Origin of the sequence: Thalassospira sp. MIT121401 (genome assembly GCF_047125595.1) — a bacterium.
Lineage (GTDB): Bacteria > Pseudomonadota > Alphaproteobacteria > Rhodospirillales > Thalassospiraceae > Thalassospira > Thalassospira povalilytica.
In genome coordinates, this window is the sequence record NZ_CP138926.1 from 31,369 (window position 1) to 51,893 (window position 20,525).

Consider the following 20,525-nt stretch of genomic DNA (forward strand, 5'->3'; position numbering starts at 1 on the left):
CGCTGATGATTTCCAGTCTCGAAGCATCAAAATTCGACTCTGACACTTCCAAACAGGGTTCTTGGATTACCGACACTCACACGGTATGTCCCGCCCGAGGCCACGTAATATTCCTCATCCGTTACGTTTTTGACGCCAAGGTCAAAGCGAATACGCGACTCATTTCTAAGTGGCAGATAATACCAGACACCAAGATCATAGACGGTATAGCTGCCCAGCTCGAACGTATGACCATTGTCGCCGTAGCGATCACCGACATGCGTCAAGCCGCCACCAAAACCAAGTCCCTTGAATTCACTTGCGGCATCCTGGAATTCGTAACTTGCCCAAAGGCTTGCCGTCATATCTGGCGTATTTCCCGGACGGTTACCATCATTGGCATTGTCGCTGACAATTTCTGACCCAAGGAAGCCGACACTTCCGCGCAGGTTCAAGCCTTTAACCGGTGTCGCGGTGACAGAACTTTCAAAGCCGCGCGAACGGATCCCCCCAGTCAATTGCGGTGTGCCATTAACAGATTCGACCACGTTTTCCTGCTCAATATCAAACAATGATGCAGTCAGAAGCAAACGATCCTTCAAGCCAGACCATTTCGCCCCGATTTCATACTGGCGCCCCTCTTCCGGGGAAAACACTGCTGTTGTTCCATTACCGCTATAAATATTCTGCGACTGGAATGTCTCGGCGAAGGATGCATAAAGTGACAACTGTTCAACCGGCTTCCACAGAAGTCCTGCCGATTTTGTCAGTTTGCCATCGCGTTTCGGATCCACCCCTGACAAAGCACCGGTCAGCTTGTTTTCAGCACTGTATTCATTGTCAAAGATCTCATACCGTGCGCCGAGTGTCAGCGTCACGGCATCGGTAAGATGCAAGTCACCCTGTGCGTACGGTCCATACGAGATTTGCTCGACCTCGGTATATTGCCGAGAGCGCGGGTTGGACGTCGTATTGTCAACCAGCGTGAAGGAAGACGGATTTGAAACGGTGCCACCAACCTGATCCTGACCAGAAAAGTTGGTCCAGGTTTCGTATTGATGTCGCAGCTCGACCCCGGAAACCAAATCAACCGGTCGCCAAAGATCGGCTTCACCACGCAGTTGCATACGCCCGAACGCAGTGCTGAGTTCGCGATCGTCATTGCCCTGCACACGTCGGGTTAAAACACCTGTGCTTGAAACATTGGTTACCTCATTGCGCAGCTCGTCAACCTGTTCATAGGCATAGAAAAGCTTGCTTTCGAGGAACCAGTCATCATCAAAGACCGGAACAGAGTTATCAAGCTCCCAGATATGCGTCGTCACATCACGGTTGTTCAGGTTGGTCTGATCAAATCGGGTATCAAGCGACACATTTGCGATCTCTCGGCTGCTACCGCTTCCGGGGACCGTGACAACGCCACGGTCAACAGGTCGCTCGTCATGGGTATATTCATAACTGAAATCAATCATTGAACCGCCATCCGTCATCCATGACATCGCGCTGTTCAAGAATTGCCGCTCGATCGTGGCATCGCGGAAATTTTCGCTATCCTCGGCAGAGGCCGTAACACGGTAACTAAACGCGTCACTTTCCCCAAGCGGTCCGGTCACATCAGCCAAGGCCTGTTTCTGACCATGCTCATTGAAATTCGTAACTGCATAGGCTTGCTGCTCATAAGACGGCTTTTTGGTAATGACGTTAACCAGTCCACCTGGCGTCATCTGACCGATTTCTGCCACCGGCCCTTTGATTATCTGCACATTGTCTACGGTTGACGGGTTGATGCGGCCATTGGTTTTAAGCCGCACCCCATTGCGATAAATATCGTCGCGGCGACGAAAACCACGAATAAGAAAGTCTTCACGACTACCGCCATAACCATCCATATTCACGACGTTCGGTGACAAACGGTATACGTCTTCAAGCTCCTGTGCATGCTGATCAAGCAGCAATTGCTCCGGAATAATTTCTACCGTTCGGGGGATCTCGGTTACATCTTTGGGAATCATGGTTCCCGTCTCGGCATACCGACTGTCATACCGGGATTGTCGCGTACCGATGACCTGAATGGTATCGAGTGTCATCTCGTCGGCATCGCTATTTGCATCAAGCCGGTGCAACGTGATCGAGTTTGCTGATGTGTAACTGAATTCGACGTTGCTGCCTTTCAGCAGGATATCAAGAGCCTGATCTGCCGTATATTCGCCAACCAGTGCTGACGAAGCATGTTGGTAAATCGACTGTTCCGTATAAAGGATCTGGATACCGGTGATGTCGGAAAATGCCGTCAAAGCCTGTGGCAAGGGTTGGGCCGATATATCGAATTGGAACAGTATCTGATTTTGTTCCTGCTGATCGGCGTCTTGCGCAAAAGCACCTTGTGCAAACGCATATTGAAAGGCCAACAACGATGCCCCAACCATCAGTTGCCGTCCGATCTTCATATTTATTAAGCTGACCACGTCAGTCCCCCAAGTCTTCAAACACAAAAATGCGAATAGGTCGCATTGACATCGTGCATATAAAGACGCGAGAGAATTGAAAGTCCCCTAGGCATCAGGGAACATTTTTTAAAATCATTGAAATGACCCAACGGAATCGAGTGTCATTTTCTTAAATTACATAATCAATATCATATAGTTAGTCAGCTTTACGACACGTACCGATAATGTACCCTCGATCGCATCAAGAACCTGCTCAATATCATCTGTTCGGAACACACCGCTGACGGACAGATCGTTAAGTTCGGGGTTTACCGCCACTATGCGCCCGTCGTGATAGGTATTAAGGACATCGAGCACATCTGAAAGCGGGGCCTGATAGAAAACCATTTTGCCTTTGCGCCAGGCTGTTGCCGCAACGCGATCAAACCGCGTACTTTCTCCGATACCACGCGATGAAAGTGTCGTTGCCTCACCCGCAACCAATGTCACAGTTGCGTTGTCGTCGCCCGTATTCTTGCTCGCCCCGTCGGCAACCCAGTTCACAGCAACCTTGCCTTGCTCCAGACTGACTTTGACCCGTTCTGCATCCGAACGAATGTTAAACGCCGTGCCCAATGCGGTCACATTCCCGAATTTCGTATGTACGACGAAGGGACGCTGCGCATCATGCGCAACATCAAACCAGGCTTCACCCGACACCAAATTCACGCGCCGGGTATTCTCGTCAAAGTCAACGGACACAGTAGTTTCTGCGTTCAATTTGATCTCGCTGCCGTCCGACAGCGATTTGGTCAGGACAGAATGCTCCGCATGAAGAAAATTCTCGTCAAACATCGCCATGACGGTCGGATAAAAATTTTGCCCAAGCCCAACGAAAAGCAACAAACAAGCCGCCATTGCTACCGCCATAACAGACCGCACATAGCCACGTTTTTCTTGCACAAACTTGCGTGTACGGCTTTGCTGATCGCCTGACGATCGCGCCTGTCGTTTTACAGGAAGCGCCAATCTGCCCCAAAGTTGCTCGACCTCGGCGTAAGCTCGTGCGTTATCTGTGGAAAGTGTCTTCCATCTTTCAAACTGTGCGATCAGCTCTTCCTGCTCATTCGCACTTGCGACATCATTTGCTTCGCGCAAACGCGTGTGCCAAATCACAGCCTCGTCAAATAACTGCTCTGAAACCGGCTCAAGGGGCATGTTGTGACGATCCGTCATTCAATCGCACCTGAAGGTTTATGATGTTCGGCCAACGCCATATTGCCGCGTAATATAGCGGAGATGCGCATATTTACACCGTAAAAGACCACAGGTTTCAAAACTCGAAGATACACTTTCAGTTATCCGCATGTGCTTTTTGAAGACTGCGACGACATTCCAACATCGCCTTGCGAATGTGATTTTCAACTGTCTTAACAGATACATCCAGTTTTTCGGATATCTCGCGCATCGAAAGTTCTTCACCACGATACATCAAAAAAACCTGGCGGCACTTCGGCGGAAGGGTTTCAACAGCTTGAGAAATAATACGTAACTCCTGCTGGGCGGCGGCCACGTCTTCTTGTGACGGTGCCTGATCTATTTCAACAATCCCTGGGGCATCTTTTTTTGATGACCGAACAGACAGATGAGACAGTCGCCCATAAGTTTCAGGAGAATTGTGGCTGCGACGATAATGATCTGCCAAAAGGTTGCGTGCAATTCGAAAGACATAAGCGCGCGGGTTTTCCGGAATAGTCTCGGCTGCGCTTTTTGCCCGCACCCAGGTTTCCTGCACGATCTCTTCGGCCACGACATCAGATCCGCAGCGTTTTCCGATAAAAAGCAACAGGTCGTCATAATATTTCTCGACGACCAGTTCTAAGCTGGTTGAAACCTGCCCGGCTATTTCTGACACGATGCCTCCCCGCTTGAGGCTGCCGATGGAAGTTTCAGTTGTCTAACAGCTTCAACAACCCTGTATTACACGATTTTGATAATCATTCGCAAATATTTTATGGATATACGTAATGCAAATGAATACGCCGCTGTTCTTGAGGTTCTTTGGGGGAAGAAGATTGGAGCGGGTGAAGGGAATCGAACCCTCGTATGCAGCTTGGGAAGCTGCCGTTCTACCATTGAACTACACCCGCAAAGCGCGCGTTTTATAGCCCGCTTTGTCGCGGTGTGCAAGCAGATCAAAAGACAGCCTGGCAATTTATTTCCTTAAATCGGCCCTTCACGCCTGGGCTCCTTCACAGGAAAAAAATCGCCCGGAGTTGCATCTGGAAACATCAACAGTTCCCTGATGGAAGTCCGGGCGATAATTCCGTCATTCTGACAAAAGTCAGATGCGTGGGATCGTCACTTAGCGTGCGCGTTCGGAAATCGGTGCATTCACCGACAATTCCATATCCCACGGGAAGTAAATCCAGGTGTCCTGGGACACTTCGGTGACAAAACTGTCGACGATTTCACGGCCAAGCGGCTTGGCATATACAGTGGCGAAATGCGCATTCGGCAGCTTTTCACGAACGGCCTTTGCGGTTTTTCCGGTATCGACCAGGTCATCAATGATCAGCATATCGGTGCCGTCACCTTCGATGCCTTTGAGCCATTCCAGTTCGCCACGGCTTTTGTCGGAATAGCTGCGCACACAAACCGTATCAATCAGGCGAATATCAAGCTCACGTGCAATGATCGCCGCAGGAACCAGCCCACCGCGGGTAATCGCGATAATGCCTTTATACGGGCCTTTTTCCAAAAGACGCCATGCCAATGCACGTGCGTCGCGATGCATCTGTTCCCAGGATACCGGGAAACCTTTGTTATACGGAGCTTCGCTCACAAGAATTCTCCTGCGCCAGATCAGTTCGCCAAAACGGGTGGTCTTCACATCGTGAACGATACCAAACCGTCAAGGACCGCAACTCATAAAAATTTAAGGCGCTTAACTACGCCTTGTTTGCAGCAAAGGCAAGGGCAGCCGTCATTTGCCGCATCCAATTCACCTTCGGACAATAGCGCAAAATTAAACAGTTGCAGATTTTTCAATAGCTTCGGCTGAATTTTCATGGCGGTCATGTTCTGCACCTTCTGCCAATTCATTGTCCTGCGCAAACAGCGAGCGCACAAACGGTATGTAACTCAGCATGCCCAAACCGATTACCGCCAGCCAATTGACCGGGGCAATAGACAGCACAGACAGCTCCAGCACAATTGCGCCAAACGTCACGATCGCAACACTCAAAACCAAATCAAGCAAACAAATCAAAACCATGAACCAGTTGCGTGCGAGCTGGCGGTCACGCAGGTCAAGTTGTTCCGTCCAATGGTGTTCTGCATTGCGATTCCCTGACCAGACCCGAAGAAGTTTCGGGATCTTCGGAACAAACCTCATCATCGACAAAAACATTGAAAGTTTGTTCGCCAAAATCAGTCCGAAATATTCAAGAGGATTGCACTCCCTGTCTTGGGCATTGCTGGCGTGTGGCAACGCAGGAAACGACCGCCGCGCAAGCCCGGCCAGTCCAAAACGTAAAAAGACAATGATCGCCAGTGTCATGATTTCAATCAGGTCCGCTGTCAGCCAGGAACTGTATGTTGCCTTGTCAGAAAGATATGCTGACCCGTTGCTCAGAAGGTTTTCCAACGCCATTGCATGCAGGAAGACGCCCGGAATATCCGTATCAAGCGTTGGTGGTCGAACCACATCCTGAAACCCCTGGAGGTTCTGACCATACATCACAATGCGATCTTTAAAATTCTCCACCCATCGCCCGGCAGAAGGGGTGTCACGATAAACCTGTTCTGCAGAAATTGTGTGAAACGGTGCACAGTTGACGTCGGCTCGCGCCCCGATCCCAAACAGTGTCGCCAAATTGCCAGTTATCCGTTTGGCAACATTCGGGTCGCTATATTGCGGACCGCATTCATAGGGTGGAATGACATTCCCGGATTGATCATATGCCTTTGTCCAGGCCGAATAGTCCGCTTGCCGGTCCGGCCATGACAGCCACATCGGACGGACCACCAAATCGTCCCGCCATGCCAACCATTCCGATTTGTCTGCTTTGGGCGGCATAATCAATGCCTGGTCACAGTTCCAGCCACGCCTTATGGATTTTGCGCGCTCTTTGCCAGAACAAAAATGCTGATAGATCGTTGTTGCTGCTGCGGTAATTCCGGAAACATCACATCCAAGGAGGTTGCCGTTCCCCGTCCGGCGCATGACTGCATCATCACAAAGCGGCAAATCATCATCCTGGAGATTTGCAACGCGCCCGGCGTTGCGTAATTCAGGGGCCAATTGATATGAAAGTGCCCTGATATCAGCCTGGCCTCGCAAATCACCCCAGCCCGACACCAGAGTTACATATGGTGCAAGCTCTGACAGAACAGCGTGGTGCTGATAAAAGTTAAGCGCCCCGGCCTGCAAATATACCGGAATATCCATCATCTGGTACATCTGCAACGTACTGACCAGCATCGTCAGGCTGTCGTCATGGACATAAAGCTCGGGCATCCATTCGTCAGCAAGAACACCTTGCGGTGCTGCCGCGCGACGGTCGCGGAACGTAAAATCGATGAACAGTGCCTTTGGCTTTGCTGTCAGCAACTTGCGCAAAACCTTGGCATGCAATCCATATACCGCGGGCCAGCTTGATTTCAGCCCCGCCAGGGATTCGTCATCAAGAAGAATAACGCCAATATCATCCACCCGGCTGGCTGGATATAGCGGTGCCCCTACTGTCTGGCTGAAGACAGCATAGCTGTATTCATCAACCGCATCCCCAATGGAATCCGGCTCGATCAGCAAAATAATCGCGGCCAGGGCGACGTTGATTACCCCCCACCACACTGGCTTGAGACGGGCAACTTTGAATTCTTTTTGTTGCCCGTCGCTACGAAAGCTCTCTTGCCCCATTTACATACCGGCCATTTGTCCGGCGGGGGAATTTCCCGCGCACATGGCACGCTGTTGCGGATACCGGGTCACACATCCGATCAGCAGTTCGTTTTCACGCACTTTGTTGCCGCTTGCTTTTACAAGTGGATACAAAAACCGGTAAGTTTCAAGCGGCCAGTCATAGTAGGTCGCAACCTCTTCAACCCGGTTGAACGCCGTTTTGGTATTCCCAAGCGATTTAAGAATCTCGGCCCGCTTCATTTCAACCGGCAAGGCAAGAATCTCGCCATTGCCGATAAGGTCAATATTCTGGGCTGCTTTCTTGAGGTTCCCCTGACGTTCGCGAACTTTGGCAAAGGCCCAGCGTGTGTATGGATGACTTGCCGTCGGTCCGCTTACGGCCTTGCGGGCATCAGCTTCAAGAACTCTCAGATCAATTTCACCGTCGTCACTTTCCAAGGTCTGCAAGATTTCGGCTGCAACCCGGTAATTTTCCAAAGTGCGTTTGTTGCGCTTCACGACAGAATCAAACGCGTCTTTGTGAACCATCCTGCTGGCACGCTCCGGCATGTATTCCCGCATACCATAAGCAAATATTTCCTCGGCACGTTCTGCTGCGTCATCATGCTTTGCTGCAAGATTTTGCTGAATTGTGCTGACCGCGTTTCCGAGCTCGGAAAGGAACTGATTCAGCAGAACATTGTCCTCGCCTTTCGGCTGGAATTGCATCTGAAGAAACAGTTCAAGCTGGTTTCTGGTGACCTGGTAATTTGCGCCGAACTTTTCTTCTGCTTCTTTGGCTACTTCAAAATAGCCAGATGCTCCTTTCGGCTGGTAGCCGGCTTTCACCATCAAATCCAGACCAAGATAATCTGCAACCCGCTCCTGGCTCCGATCCCAGTTGGGCAACAAAAGATCACGCAAGATCAGGTCACTTCCATACATCTGCCCGGCCTTGCGAAGCAGGTCGCTTTGGTTATTTTCATTCCCAAGCGCAATATCCGCAGCTGTCAAAAGATACGGACGCAGCATGGAAAACAGGTTTTCCGGAGTATGCTGCATCAAGACGTGGCTGTATTCATGGCCAATCAAAAAGGCCAGTTCGTCCTCGCTGCGCAGATATTCGAATGCCGAATGATAAAGAAACACTACACCTTCACGTGCCGCATGTGCGCCCGGTCCGGAATTGCCGATCAAAACGATCTCGGCTTTCGGTGCCCCGACTGGTGCAACGGCAATGATCTTGTCCAATACCTCTTGGGCATAGTCCTGAAGCTCGTTGATCGGGGCCTCACCGATTGACTGGGCCATGACCATAGCTTTCGCCGAATGGATTTCCTCAATCGTGTATTTCTTTGCTTCCGGAATAGAAACCGTATCGATCAGTTTTCCTTTTTCCGGAATTGAATCCGAAAGAAATTGCATATCTTTGACGCAACCGGTCAGCGTCATCGCGCCAACGACCAGGATCAAACCCAGCTTTTTCATTTTTATTTCCCCTTAGCCGAGACGCAGTCAGCACCCGCGCCCCGTGTCCCCTTACCGCCGAGTGTCCCGATGTCGCCTCCGCAGACGACCGGGCTACGTGCGACTTCTTTGCCCTGCACGACAATCATGTCGTCAGGAATCCAGTAGATTTTCTGTTCATCGAGAAAACGGACCTGGTACGCCCCGAAATTCTTGCTGTCGTGCGAATAGAAAACGACCTGAGCGGGAAAATTTTCCCCCAGGACCATTCGCTCGCATTTTCGGGATTCGCCACCAGAATCACACATGACAACGGGGAACGAGGGATGGGTAACAGTGACCCCTCGAATTTCTTCGTTCTGTGCAAAAGCACTGCTAATACCAAGCACACATAGAACTGCGGCCACAAAACCAGACCGAATTAGAGTTGCCACCCGAAGTCCCCCCCATCATGTATCCCGGATACAACCGGCACATGTGAAGCATCATGCATCTTCAAAAAAGATGATGTAACTGTTCGAAGGGGAACTTATGCTATCCGATCAGATAGTTAGAGAGTTTCCGGATTTCACATAAACCTGAAAAACATCAGCTTGCCTTGCCGAACTTATCACTTCTAATTTGCAGCTTCGTTTCTTTGACGTGCCTGCAGCAGCGTCAAAAAGTCGCCTGTCAGCTTTTTGACCGGTGCTGTCCAGTCGTTCGGGTCCTGTTGCCGATAAATCCGCATGGTCGGATACCATGGACTGTCGGCGCGATCGACCATCCACCGCCAGTCGGTTGTGAACAGTTGCAGCATCCAGACCGGAACGCCCAGCGCACCGGCAAGATGGGCCGGTGAACTGTCAATGGTGATCACCAGATCCATTGCCTGCATCAGGGCCGCACTGTCCCCGAAATCATGAATATGGTCGCCAAGGTCGGTCACAAAGGCCTGAAGACCGATCTTTTCGATGTCGCCGCGACGATCATCGATCTGGAAACTGTAAAAGGCGGCCCCTTTGGCCGACAGGATCGGCAACAGCATATCAAGCGGACAAGACCGGTCACGGGGATTGAGTTTCCCGGCCCAGATCAACCCGACCTTAAGAACCGTACCCGGGGTCGGCGCCAGCCGGACCTGTTTGCCAGCCGGCGGCGAAAGATAAGGATCCGCCGAGATCTTTTGCAGTTCCGCAGCCCCGATCCCCATCACATGCGGTAAGCTCAGAAGCGGGACATGCACATCAAATTCCGGTAACGGGCGGCCTTTTTCAATCAATGTCCCGACACTGGCCACAGTGCGCATGATCGGCATCAGCTCCTTGCGACATTCAAGAATGACGTGCCCCGCCTTTTTGGCGACCAGTGGCACAAACCGGGCAAACTGTATCATGTCGCCAAAGCCCTGCTCTGCGCGCAGCAAAATCCGCTTGCCCCGAAGGTCGGATTTGCCATCCCATTCCGGTGCAGTATCAAGCGGACGAATCGGATTGTCCGCCAACTTGCGCCGCGTTTCATACCCGGCCCAGCCATCGGCATAATTGCCCAACGCCAGATGCGCCAACGCCTTGTCCCAGTTGGCGTCGACATAATCGGGATCAATCGCAAGCGCGCGGTCGAAATATTCCAGCGCCTGCTCAAACCGGTTGAGATCACGATAGACAAGACCGGCATTGAACGTGTGCGACTTGATGCTGTCATCAAGTTCGATGGCCTTTTTATGCGCGACAATGGCTTCGTCAAAACGCATCATTTCACGCAGGCAATTTCCCATGTTCGACCACAGTCCGGCATTGTCCGGACGCAGTTCCCCAGCCCGGCGATACGCCAGAAGGGCCGCTTCGAATTTCTTGCTGCGCCGTAGCGCAACACCAAGATTGTTCCACACGTCGGGCTGTTGCGGGTTTTGCCGCAAGGCGGCGCTGTAAAGACGGATCGCATCGTCAATCTGGCCGGCCTGATGGGCCGCCAGTCCACGCTGGAACAAATCATTGATCACACGGCGCCGCTGAATGGCGGCCGCGTTTTCGGCCCCACCATTGGTTCCCGTTGTCCCGGTTGCAGGTTTGGATTTGGTATCACCGCTCGGGGATGCATCGCGCGTGTCGGTATTGCTTTCGGCTTCCTGACTTTTCTGGGAAACAGCAGACTCATCTGCCGGACCTGCCTTGACTGTCTTTTTGGTCGCTGACGATTTGGTGCCTTTTTTGGCCTGTCGCTTTTTCGCCGTTGTCGCAGATTTAGCCATCCTGATCCCCTTGTGCCCCGCACGTTTCCTGATCGGAGCAAACCCGTGCGCGATGACACGGACATCTGACTGCACGCCATCGCCCTATCGAGTCGGCGGCATATCTTCACATAAGCACATTAGTATATTTTACCAAAAATTACCTAACCAATAGCCGTATTTGTCGTTTCAATTCACAGAAACCGAATATTCGCCAAACCCGTCGTTTCTTGTTTCGGGAATGTGACTGTATGGGGTAGCCTCAATCGCAGGAAGAGAAGGTTTTACTCAACTTCTACGTCCCCACACGGTAAAGTGGATAAAATATAAAAACGCAGAATGATCCTGATTCCTTAAGATTCAGGAAAACAGTCTGCCAAGACCTGTCAGGCTTCGTACCAGATCAATGGCGAACTGCGCGACAGTATATCTAGGGAAGCGACTTAAAGCCTTTGAAGGAGTGGGAGACCATAAATGGCTGAACCAAAAAGATCCGGTGCTTCTGTCGGACGAAAAGTTATCTTCGTTATCGTCGCACTTCTGGTCGTGGGCTTTGGCTCCATGATGACCATTCAGACTGTTTCGCAGCACGAAGCCATGCTCGAAATCATGTATAATGAATCGGTCGAAAAAACCGAAATGCTGTCGACTGCAGTCCAGCCAGGTTTCATTGCGATGGATGGTGCGTCCGTCGAAAAAGAATTTCGCAAAATCACTGACAAGGAAGGTTCACAGCTTGCCAGCCTGATCGCGGCCAATCCCGGTGGTGACGCCATTGGCACCTATCAGTCAGAAACCCTGCGCCAACATGATCTTCCTGCCTTGGTCGAGCCCTATCTTGAACAGATCGAAAACAAGGAAGTCGTCAGCTTCATTTCCGAAGACGCGGTCATTGTCGCAGCCCCCATCACCAAATATTCCAAACGGCGCGATGAAGACCAGTATCGCGGTATGCTGGTGACGGCCTGGTCTCTTGATCGGGTAAATGCCGAAGTCAAACAGGCGGTCATCATCCAGGTCGCCCTTGCTGCTGCGATCCTTGTGGTTCTTCTGGGCGCGACCTGGATTGTGTTGCGCAACCAGATCCTGACCCCGATGGTCAAGATCAATGGTGCGATGCGATCACTTGTTGATGGCGATCTTGATGTCGATGTTCCGGGCGTCGGGCGCAATGACGAAATCGGCGAAATGGCATCGTCTGTTGAAATCTTCAAGGAAAATGCCAAACGCGTTGCCCAACTCGATCGCGAACGCGAACAAGAACGCGAACGCGCCGAAGCCAAACGCCGCGAAGCCATGGTTGGCCTTGCCGGACGCTTTGAGCAAACCGTCATGGGCGTGGTTGATGGTGTCTCGGGTGCATCCGGTGAAATGCAACAGGTCGCCCAGACAATGGTTGCCGCAGTCCAGCAGAACGAAGCTGGTTCCCAAGCTGTGGTCGCGGCCGTCGAGCAGGCCAATCACAGTGTGGAAACCGTCGCCAGTGCCGCCGAAGAACTGGCCGTTTCCATCCGCGACATCAGTGCGCGCGTCAATGAAACATCCAACATCACCGCCAATGCCAGCACCGAGGCCGTTCGCGTCAACGAAATGGTGCAGGGGCTTGATGTTTCCGCCCAGAAGGTCGGCGAAGTGGTTCAGATCATTCAGGCCATCGCCGAACAGACCAACCTTCTGGCCCTGAACGCCACGATCGAGGCCGCCCGTGCCGGTGACGCCGGCAAGGGCTTTGCCGTGGTCGCCAACGAAGTCAAAAACCTTGCCAACCAGACCGCACGTGCGACCGAAGATATCTCTGCACAGATTTCCGGTATTCAGGGATCAACCCAGGAAGCTGTTGGTGCGATCGAAGGCATCACCAGCATCATCGCCAATCTGAATGAAATCGCCACCGAGGTCGCAGCCGCGGTCGAGGAACAGGGCCAAGCCACGACCGAGATTTCCAACTCGGTCCAGCAGGCTGTTCAAAGTACGCAGGAAGTGACCAATCACATCCATGAAATGCGTGAAGCCGCCCGCCAGACCGGCGAGGCCGCCCATCAGGTGCTTGGTGCATCTGACAAGCTTAACAGTCAATCGGGCACATTGCGCGGTGAAGTCGGCAACTTCCTTGACGAAGTCCGTGCAAGCTAAGCCATCTGCCACTGACCCAAAAAAAACGCCGCCCGGCAATCCGTGGCGGCGTTTTCTCTTACCGGGTTTCTTCAGCGCAGCGGATCGCGCTTTTGGGCATTCTCATCAACGCGCATCATCATCAGATCATCCAGATCCTCGTAGCCGTGCTGACGGTAAAGCGGTTGCATATCATCGGTCGCCAGCACCCATCTTTTCACCCGGCGAAGATCGGGATGCGTGTGCAAGGCGTCAAGCATCCGGGCGGCAATCCCGCGCCTGCGAAAGTCGGGATCAACAAACACGTCGGCGACATAGGCAATGGCAATCTGATCACTGACCACCCGCGCAAAACCGACCTGCCGGCCGTCGCAAAAGGCCCCGACCGGAAATGACATTTCGACAGACCGGTCAAATTCGCCACGTGTCCGCCCGCCCGACCAATAGGATGACGCGATAAAGCCATAACAATAGGCAAGATCAATGCGCGCGCGATCAGTACTGATTTCGACTTTGATGTCGGCTGGATCAGTATCGTCGGTCATAAGACAAGCTCCCGGAATGCCAGATGCGGCTATTTCAAATAGACCGCAACACCCAGCGCAATGATCGCCACCCACAGAACAAGCGTCTGGCGCGAAATGCCCGTCGACTTGTTTTGGCCATTACCCGATTTTCCGCGCATGGCCGCCACCGTTTCAGGATGCAGTCGCAACCCCTGATCGGTCAGAACCGAAGATGCCTTTTCCGCAGCTTCAAGCACGCGGGGCAAACGTCGCAACATTGATCCGGCCTGAAGGGCTGCTTCCTTGACCTTGGCTTCCGGACCAAGGTTTTCACGCATCCAGTCTTCGATCAGCGGACGCGACAGTTCCCACATATTTTCATTCGGGCTAAGGATACGTGAAAGTCCCTCGGCAACGATCATGGTTTTCTGAAGCATCAGAAGCTGCGGCTGGGTTTCCATCCCGAACTGTTCGGTAATCTGGAACAACTGCCCCAACAAGCGCCCGACCGAAATATCGGCCAGTTCCTTGCCCAGGATCGGCTCGCCGATTGACCGGCATGCCTGCTGGAACGTTTCAAGCGACTGGTTACGCGGAACATAGCCCGCTTCGAAATGAACCTCGGCCACGCGATGGTAATCGCGCGTCAGGAAGCCCAGAAGCATTTCCGCCAGATACAGACGTGTCTGTTTATCAACACGTCCCATGATGCCGAAATCAACAATGCTGACCCGACCGGTTTCATCGACAAACAGGTTGCCCGGATGCATGTCGGCATGGAAAAACCCGTCGCGGAAAACCTGCTGGAAAAATGCGCCCGCCGCCTTGGCCAAAAGGGCTGAACGATCAATTCCCATGCGATCAAGGGCCTCGACATTGTCGATACGCACGCCTTTGACCCGTTCCATGGTCATCACATGTTCGGCCGTTCGTTCCCAATCAATCTGGGGGATGTAATAGGTCGGATCATCTTCGAAATTATCGCGGAATTCCGATGCCGCGGCCGCCTCGAAACGCAAATCCATTTCAAGATGGACACTGTCTTCAAGCGCCTTGACGGTTTCAACCGGTTTCAGGCGGCGCAAGCGCGGTTGCGTCAATTCGACAATTTCGGCAACCCAGTAAAACAGATCAAGATCACGGGCAAACCGCACCTTGATATCCGGACGCAGCACCTTGACCGCGACTTCACGGCCATCTGTTGTGGTGGCAAAATGAACCTGCGCGATTGATGCTGCTGCAACTGGCGTTTCATCGAACTCGGCAAACAGAACATCAAACGGTTCGGCCAGCTGTTCGGTAATGATCCGTTTTGCAACTTTGGCCGAAAAGGGCGGCAAGCGGTCCTGAAGCGACGACAGATCGGCAGCAACATCATCACCAATCAGATCGGATCGCGTCGCAAGTGTTTGCCCAAGCTTGATGAATGCCGGTCCGAGTTCTTCGAGTGCGCGCGCCAGGCGCCGCCCCGGCGGCAACCCGGACCGCCCGGAAAACGGGGCTGTCAAACGGGCAAAAAATGCCAGAATTTTTCCACCCGGCACAAGGGCCAGCGGAAACAGGGCATCATGACGTGCCAGGGTCCGCGCCATGGCAAGCAGGCGAAAGCTGTTTCGGACAAACCGGATCATGCGCCAAGCACCCTCAAACCCGCCAACCGGAATGAATGGCGGCAATCCCGCCCGACAGGTTGCGGTATTTCACCCGCTCGAACCCGGCCGCACGGATCATCGACGCAAAGGTTTCCTGATCCGGGAATTTGCGAATGCTTTCGGCCAGATACTGATACGCTTCGCGGTTCCCCGCGATAAAGCGACCAATTTCAGGCAAAAGCTTGAACGAATAGGTATCGTAAAGCTTGTCGAAGCCTGGCACGACGACCTTGGAAAATTCAAGGCACTGGAACTTTCCGCCGGGCCGCAAAACACGGAACGCCTCGGAAAGAGCTTCTTCGATGCGGGTAACGTTGCGGATGCCAAACGCAATGGTATAGGCATCAACCGAATGATCGGGCAGCGGCAGTTTCTGCGCATCGCCAACGGTCCAGTTGATGTTCTTCAAAATCCCGTGGTCAGCCGCCCGGTCGCGTCCGACATGCAGCATTTCATAGTTGATGTCGCATACCGTGACCGAACCACCGCCATTTTTCAAAAAGCGGAATGCGATATCCCCCGTGCCACCTGCAACGTCCAGAAGCTTCATGTTCGGGCGCGGCTTAAGCTCGTTGATGAACGTGTCTTTCCACAGACGGTGGATACCGCCGCTCATCAGATCGTTCATCAAATCATATTTGGACGCGACAGTGTCGAAAACCTCGCGCACCATGGATGCCTTCTGGCTTTCAGGAACATCCCGAAACCCGAAGTGGGTTGTGTTTTCGCCGTTTTCGCCCGCGGCAGGGTCTGTATGCTTGCTCATGGTCGGGAAAATAGCGCAGCAATGATTATCCTGCCAGTGGAAAGCCATCGGAAATCGCAAATATCCTGTCGATATGATGCAGTTTCTGCTAAGTGACTCAGACGCACCAATTATTTGCCGTGCGAATTAGAGTGACGACAAGACAGGATACCCCGATGAGCTGCATGGTCAAAATCTGTGGAATCAACAGCGAAGATGCCCTTATCGCAGCCATGAGTGCCGGGGCAGATGCATTGGGCTATGTGTTCTTTCCACCAAGCCCGCGCCACATATCGCTTAAGGGTGCCAAAACCCTGACCGAACGGGTCCCCAACAGCATCCTGAAAGTCGGCCTGTTCGTCGAAGCCGGTGACGAGGCACTTGAAAATGCGATCAAGGCCGGAAGCCTTGATGTCATTCAGCTCCATGGCAAGGAAAGCCCCGAACGCGTCGCAGCGGTCAAGGAACGTTTCGGCCTCAAGGTGATGAAAGCCATTTCGGTAAGTACCGCCGATGACATCGAAAATGCCAAGTCCAACTATGACGGCGTTGCCGATTTCCTGCTGTTTGATGCCAAACCACCCAAGGACAGCATTCTGCCCGGTGGCAATGCCGTGTCTTTTGACTGGACGTTGCTGACCGGTCAGAATTTCAAAAGTGACTGGATGCTTGCCGGTGGTCTTGATCCCAATAACGTCGCCGAAGCCGTCGAGATATCCGGTGCGCCATGGGTAGACGTCTCATCAGGTGTCGAAAAATCCAAGGGTGTAAAAGACGCCCGGAAAATTGCCGATTTTGTCCGTGCGGCAAAAGGCTATTGATCACCGAATTGATCAGGGCCGGAAAATAAGGCCCTGATAATTTAACCATTTCTGAAGCGATTGGCGCAAAACTCACCTGGCAATCAATACTCTATTGCCGGATCGGGCTTGCGCGACATGACAGCGACTCTTCGTTCAAAGACACATAAATTGCTCCATGGTGTTGAACGCCATTCGCGCCTTTCCCTGTTCGTTCACCTGATTCTGGCCAGTGCGATTGTCATCAATGTCGTGTCGGTTATTTTTGACTCGGTCCACGAACTGGCCGAAAGATACTATCTGCAATTTGCCATCATCGAGATCGTTTGCACCCTGATCTTCACCGTCGAATATGCATTGCGGGTCTGGTCCGCCCCCGATGACGAACGTTTCAGCGGCCGCCCCTGGGCACGCCTGCGCTATATGTTCACGCCGATGGCGCTGATTGATCTTCTGGCGATCCTGCCGATCCTTCTGTGGTTCTTTACATCCGTCGATTTGCGATTTGTGCGGATCATCCGGTTGCTGCGTTTGCTGAAATTCACCCGCTATTCCACCGGGCTGGAATTGATGTTGCTGGTGTTTCGACAGCAATTGGGCATTTTTGGTGCCGCCAGCGCCGCACTGGCTTGTATGCTGGTATTCAGTGCCGGTGCGATCTATGTCGCCGAACACGAAGCCCAGCCGGACGCCTTTGGTAACCTGCTTAAGGCACTGTATTGGAGCGTCATTACCCTTGCCACGGTCGGCTATGGTGACGTTGTGCCAATTACACCGTTTGGCAAATTCCTGGCCAGTGTCATTTCCCTGACCGGGATCGGGATTGTTGCGGTTCCGGCCGGTATTCTGGCATCGGCTTTCAATGCGGAATTGCGACGTCGCGAAAATGAATACCGTCATCAGGCCACCCGTCAGCTGATGGGCAAACGTCTGACCGAACGGGTTCGCCACAAACTGAAATCCCATCAGGAAGAACTCGGGATCAGTGACGAACAGGCCCAATCTGTTCTTGATGACATCCGCGACGTTCACCGCAATGAAAGTGACGAGATTCTTACCTGTCCGCATTGCCATCAGCCCCTGCACATGGAACTCAAAGAGGCAGAAGGCAACAGCTCGACGCAAAAGCCTTGACGCCGGGAAATTTTGCGCACATGGTTTGAGCCATGAAAACACATGGCATGAACCCGATCCGTATTTCCAATCGTTGGTGGTGGCTCGCTTAAGCGGGCGGCCAATACACATGCCCTGAACATACCGGCCGCCTCATTCTTGCAGGCGGCTTTGTGTTTTCAGACTTCCGTTTTCCTGATCATCACATGGCTCCTGCGGCACTAGGCCCCAAAAGGAGTATCTGAACGTGACGACCCCAATTCAGGAAACCGGCATTTCCGACGATCAGGCCGAATACCGATATACCACCGATGGCGGTGTTTCGGTCATTCGTCGCATGACCACCATTGGTTATGAGAACGCCACCGAAGGCCTGATTGATGCCCTTGATCAGACCAAGGGCGTGCTTCTGTCTTCAAGCTATGAATTCCCGGGTCGCTATTCACGGTGGGATATGGGGTTTGATGCGCCGCCACTTGAAATTGTCGGGCGTGAACGCGGTTTCGCGGTTCGGGCCTTGAATGACCGCGGTCGGGTCCTGCTGGATGTGATTTCCGACATTCTGGGAAGCCATCCACATGTCGACAGCATCACCGATGGCGAAGACGGCCTTTATGGCGTGGTCAAAAAACCCGCTTCCTGGTTTGCCGAGGAAGAACGCAGTCAGCAACCAAGTCTGTTTTCGGTCGTCCGCGCGCTGCGCGATCTGTTTGGTCACAAGGGCGATGAACGGCTGGGGCTTTATGGCGCGTTCGGCTATGACATCGCGCTTCATTTCGAACAGATCAACCTGACACAGGACCGCCCGTCAGATCACAAGGACATCCACCTGTTCCTGCCCGACCGTTTGATCACCGTCGATCATGCGTCAAAAATCGCCACCCGGATCGAATACGAATTCATCACCCCTGACGGGCACAGCACGGCCGGCCTGACCCGCAATTCACAGCCCCATCCGCCATCGCGCGGCAATAATGCCGTTGTCGAAAATGACATGAAAACCGGCGAATATGCCGCCATCGTCGATGAAACCAAGCCCCGCTTTGCCCGTGGCGAACTGTTCGAAGTTGTCCCCAGTCGCGTTTTCAGAACCCCTTGTGCCACCGCACCTTCGGAAATTTTCCGCCGTCTTAAACGCCGCAATCCGGCCCCTTATGGCTTCCTGATCAATCTTGGTGACGGGGAGCATCTTATTGGCGCATCGCCCGAAATGTATGTCCGGGTCAAAGGGCAGCGCATTGAAACCTGTCCGATTTCGGGCACCATTGCCCGTGGCCGCGACGCCATCGAGGATGCCGAAAACATTCGCACATTGCTTAATTCGACCAAGGATGAGTCGGAACTGACGATGTGCACCGATGTTGATCGCAATGACAAGGCCCGCGTTTGCAAACCCGGAAGCATCCGCATTCTTGGTCGTCGCCAGATCGAAATGTATTCACGCCTGATCCACACGGTCGATCATGTCGAAGGCCGCCTGCGTGACGGGTTTGACGCGCTTGATGCCTTTCTGACCCATTGCTGGGCTGTCACTGTGACCGGTGCCCCCAAACGTGCAGCCATGCAACATATCGAAGCCGTCGAACGCAGTGCGCGCGCATGGTATGGCGGGGCGATTGGTGCGGTTCTGTGTAACGGTGATCTCAATACCGGATTGACCTTGCGCACTGTGCGCCTGAAACAGGGTGTCGCCGAAGTTCGCGCCGGTGCCACCTTGCTCTATGATAGTGAATCAGACGCCGAAGAAGCCGAAACCGTCCTTAAGGCATCGGCAATGATTGATGCCGTTACCCGCGATGCCAAGGATGAAGTCACCATCGACCCGGCAAGCTCGGGCATTGGCAAACGCGTTCTTTTGATCGATCACGAAGACAGCTTCGTGCAAAACCTTGCCAGCTATATCCGCGCAACCGGTGCCGAAACACTGACACTTCGTCCCGGCTTCCCGGACGAGGCATTTGATGATTTCAAACCCGATCTTGTCTTCCTGTCACCGGGTCCTGGCCGTCCTGATGATTACCATCTGCGCGACAGCATCGAACGCGCCCTTGCAGCCGGCTTGCCAGTCTTTGGTGTATGTCTTGGATTGCAGGGAATTGTCGAATTTTTCGGCGGGTCACTTGGTCAACTTGTCACACCGATGCATGGCAAACCGTCAAAGGTGAAACTCGATACCACCGATCCGCTGTTTGACGGATTGCCCGAAGACATTGTTGTCGGCCGGTATCATTCCCTGTTTGCCAAGGCGGCTGAACTACCTGCGGACCTGAAGGTGACGGCGCGAAGTGACGATGGCGTGATCATGGGCATTCGTCACAGCAGCCTTCCGATCAGTGCCGTACAATTCCATCCGGAAAGCCTTCTGACCCTTCAGGGCGATGTCGGAATGCGGATGATTGCCAACCTGTTGCGCAATCCGCATGGCACCCGCCCCGGCGAAGAAGAAACGTCGGACACCATGACTTCGGATATCAAGGCAGCTTGATACCTTCACCCGATCTGCGCTGTGTCAAATCCCCCCTTAAGACACAATCGCGCAGATCACAAAGCGCAACGGCCGTGCTCCTCCCTCGCGGCCGTTGCTTTTTTATCTGTATCTTGGACTGTCTT

Annotated in this window: 15 protein-coding genes and 1 tRNA gene; 4 read left to right on the forward strand and 12 right to left on the reverse strand. The window is 53.0% G+C overall.

All coding sequences use genetic code 11. From position 1 onward, the window contains the following. Positions 1-26 precede the first annotated feature (26 nt). From SIB88_RS00155 to SIB88_RS00195, 9 genes are all read right to left on the reverse strand, one after another. On the reverse strand, positions 27-2,465 hold the full coding sequence (locus tag SIB88_RS00155; protein WP_412559031.1) for a TonB-dependent siderophore receptor: 2,439 nt from the start codon (positions 2,463-2,465) through the stop codon (positions 27-29). A gap of 135 nt (positions 2,466-2,600) precedes the next feature. Then, positions 2,601-3,641, reverse strand: coding sequence for a FecR family protein (locus SIB88_RS00160; RefSeq protein WP_412559032.1), 1,041 nt, complete (start codon positions 3,639-3,641; stop codon positions 2,601-2,603). Between the two features lie 118 nt (positions 3,642-3,759). After that, positions 3,760-4,320 carry an RNA polymerase sigma factor gene (locus tag SIB88_RS00165; protein WP_228195103.1) on the reverse strand — a complete coding sequence of 187 codons (561 nt, stop codon included), beginning with the start codon at positions 4,318-4,320 and terminating at the stop codon, positions 3,760-3,762. Positions 4,321-4,481: 161 nt separating this feature from the next. Then, positions 4,482-4,555 (reverse strand) — tRNA-Gly (locus SIB88_RS00170). Positions 4,556-4,770: 215 nt separating this feature from the next. Beyond that, the gene (gpt, locus tag SIB88_RS00175; RefSeq protein WP_068517785.1) at positions 4,771-5,250 is read right to left on the reverse strand and encodes a xanthine phosphoribosyltransferase; all 480 of its coding nucleotides are present in this window, start codon (positions 5,248-5,250) and stop codon (positions 4,771-4,773) included. A gap of 183 nt (positions 5,251-5,433) precedes the next feature. Then, positions 5,434-7,329: a CHASE2 domain-containing protein gene (locus SIB88_RS00180; protein ID WP_412559033.1), complete on the reverse strand. Its 1,896-nt coding sequence runs from the start codon at positions 7,327-7,329 to the stop codon at positions 5,434-5,436. Beyond that, the gene (locus tag SIB88_RS00185; protein WP_412559034.1) at positions 7,330-8,799 is read right to left on the reverse strand and encodes a M48 family metalloprotease; all 1,470 of its coding nucleotides are present in this window, start codon (positions 8,797-8,799) and stop codon (positions 7,330-7,332) included. A 2-nt stretch (positions 8,800-8,801) separates the two neighbouring features. After that, positions 8,802-9,212, reverse strand: coding sequence for a hypothetical protein (locus tag SIB88_RS00190; protein WP_170310201.1), 411 nt, complete (start codon positions 9,210-9,212; stop codon positions 8,802-8,804). 182 nt (positions 9,213-9,394) lie between these two features. After that, positions 9,395-11,008: a tetratricopeptide repeat protein gene (locus SIB88_RS00195; RefSeq protein WP_412559035.1), complete on the reverse strand. Its 1,614-nt coding sequence runs from the start codon at positions 11,006-11,008 to the stop codon at positions 9,395-9,397. A gap of 453 nt (positions 11,009-11,461) precedes the next feature. Between SIB88_RS00195 and SIB88_RS00200 the strand changes: the two genes are divergently transcribed. Continuing rightward, the gene (locus SIB88_RS00200; protein ID WP_068517790.1) at positions 11,462-13,120 is read left to right on the forward strand and encodes a methyl-accepting chemotaxis protein; all 1,659 of its coding nucleotides are present in this window, start codon (positions 11,462-11,464) and stop codon (positions 13,118-13,120) included. Between the two features lie 71 nt (positions 13,121-13,191). Here the strand turns inward: SIB88_RS00200 and SIB88_RS00205 are convergent, their stop codons facing one another. From SIB88_RS00205 to ubiE, 3 genes are read right to left on the reverse strand one after another with little or no spacing between them, the layout of a single operon-like run. Continuing rightward, a complete protein-coding gene (locus tag SIB88_RS00205) occupies positions 13,192-13,644 on the reverse strand; it encodes a GNAT family N-acetyltransferase (RefSeq protein ID WP_412559036.1) in 453 nt (150 codons plus the stop codon). 29 nt (positions 13,645-13,673) lie between these two features. Beyond that, the gene (gene ubiB, locus SIB88_RS00210; RefSeq protein WP_068517852.1) at positions 13,674-15,236 is read right to left on the reverse strand and encodes a 2-polyprenylphenol 6-hydroxylase; all 1,563 of its coding nucleotides are present in this window, start codon (positions 15,234-15,236) and stop codon (positions 13,674-13,676) included. Between the two features lie 13 nt (positions 15,237-15,249). Further along, a complete protein-coding gene (gene ubiE, locus SIB88_RS00215) occupies positions 15,250-16,023 on the reverse strand; it encodes a bifunctional demethylmenaquinone methyltransferase/2-methoxy-6-polyprenyl-1,4-benzoquinol methylase UbiE (protein ID WP_068517793.1) in 774 nt (257 codons plus the stop codon). Positions 16,024-16,178: 155 nt separating this feature from the next. On the opposite strand from ubiE, the gene SIB88_RS00220 reads away from it, so the two are divergent. The 3 genes from SIB88_RS00220 (at position 16,179) to SIB88_RS00230 (ending at position 20,400) form a co-directional block, all read left to right on the forward strand. Beyond that, complete coding sequence (locus tag SIB88_RS00220; RefSeq protein WP_250280769.1) at positions 16,179-16,823, forward strand: phosphoribosylanthranilate isomerase; 645 nt, start codon at positions 16,179-16,181, stop codon at positions 16,821-16,823. A 117-nt stretch (positions 16,824-16,940) separates the two neighbouring features. Further along, the gene (locus SIB88_RS00225; RefSeq protein WP_206926301.1) at positions 16,941-17,936 is read left to right on the forward strand and encodes an ion transporter; all 996 of its coding nucleotides are present in this window, start codon (positions 16,941-16,943) and stop codon (positions 17,934-17,936) included. A gap of 226 nt (positions 17,937-18,162) precedes the next feature. Further along, positions 18,163-20,400, forward strand: a complete 2,238-nt coding sequence (locus SIB88_RS00230; protein ID WP_412559037.1) for an anthranilate synthase component I — start codon at positions 18,163-18,165, stop codon at positions 20,398-20,400. The last annotated feature ends 125 nt before the right edge of the window (positions 20,401-20,525 follow it).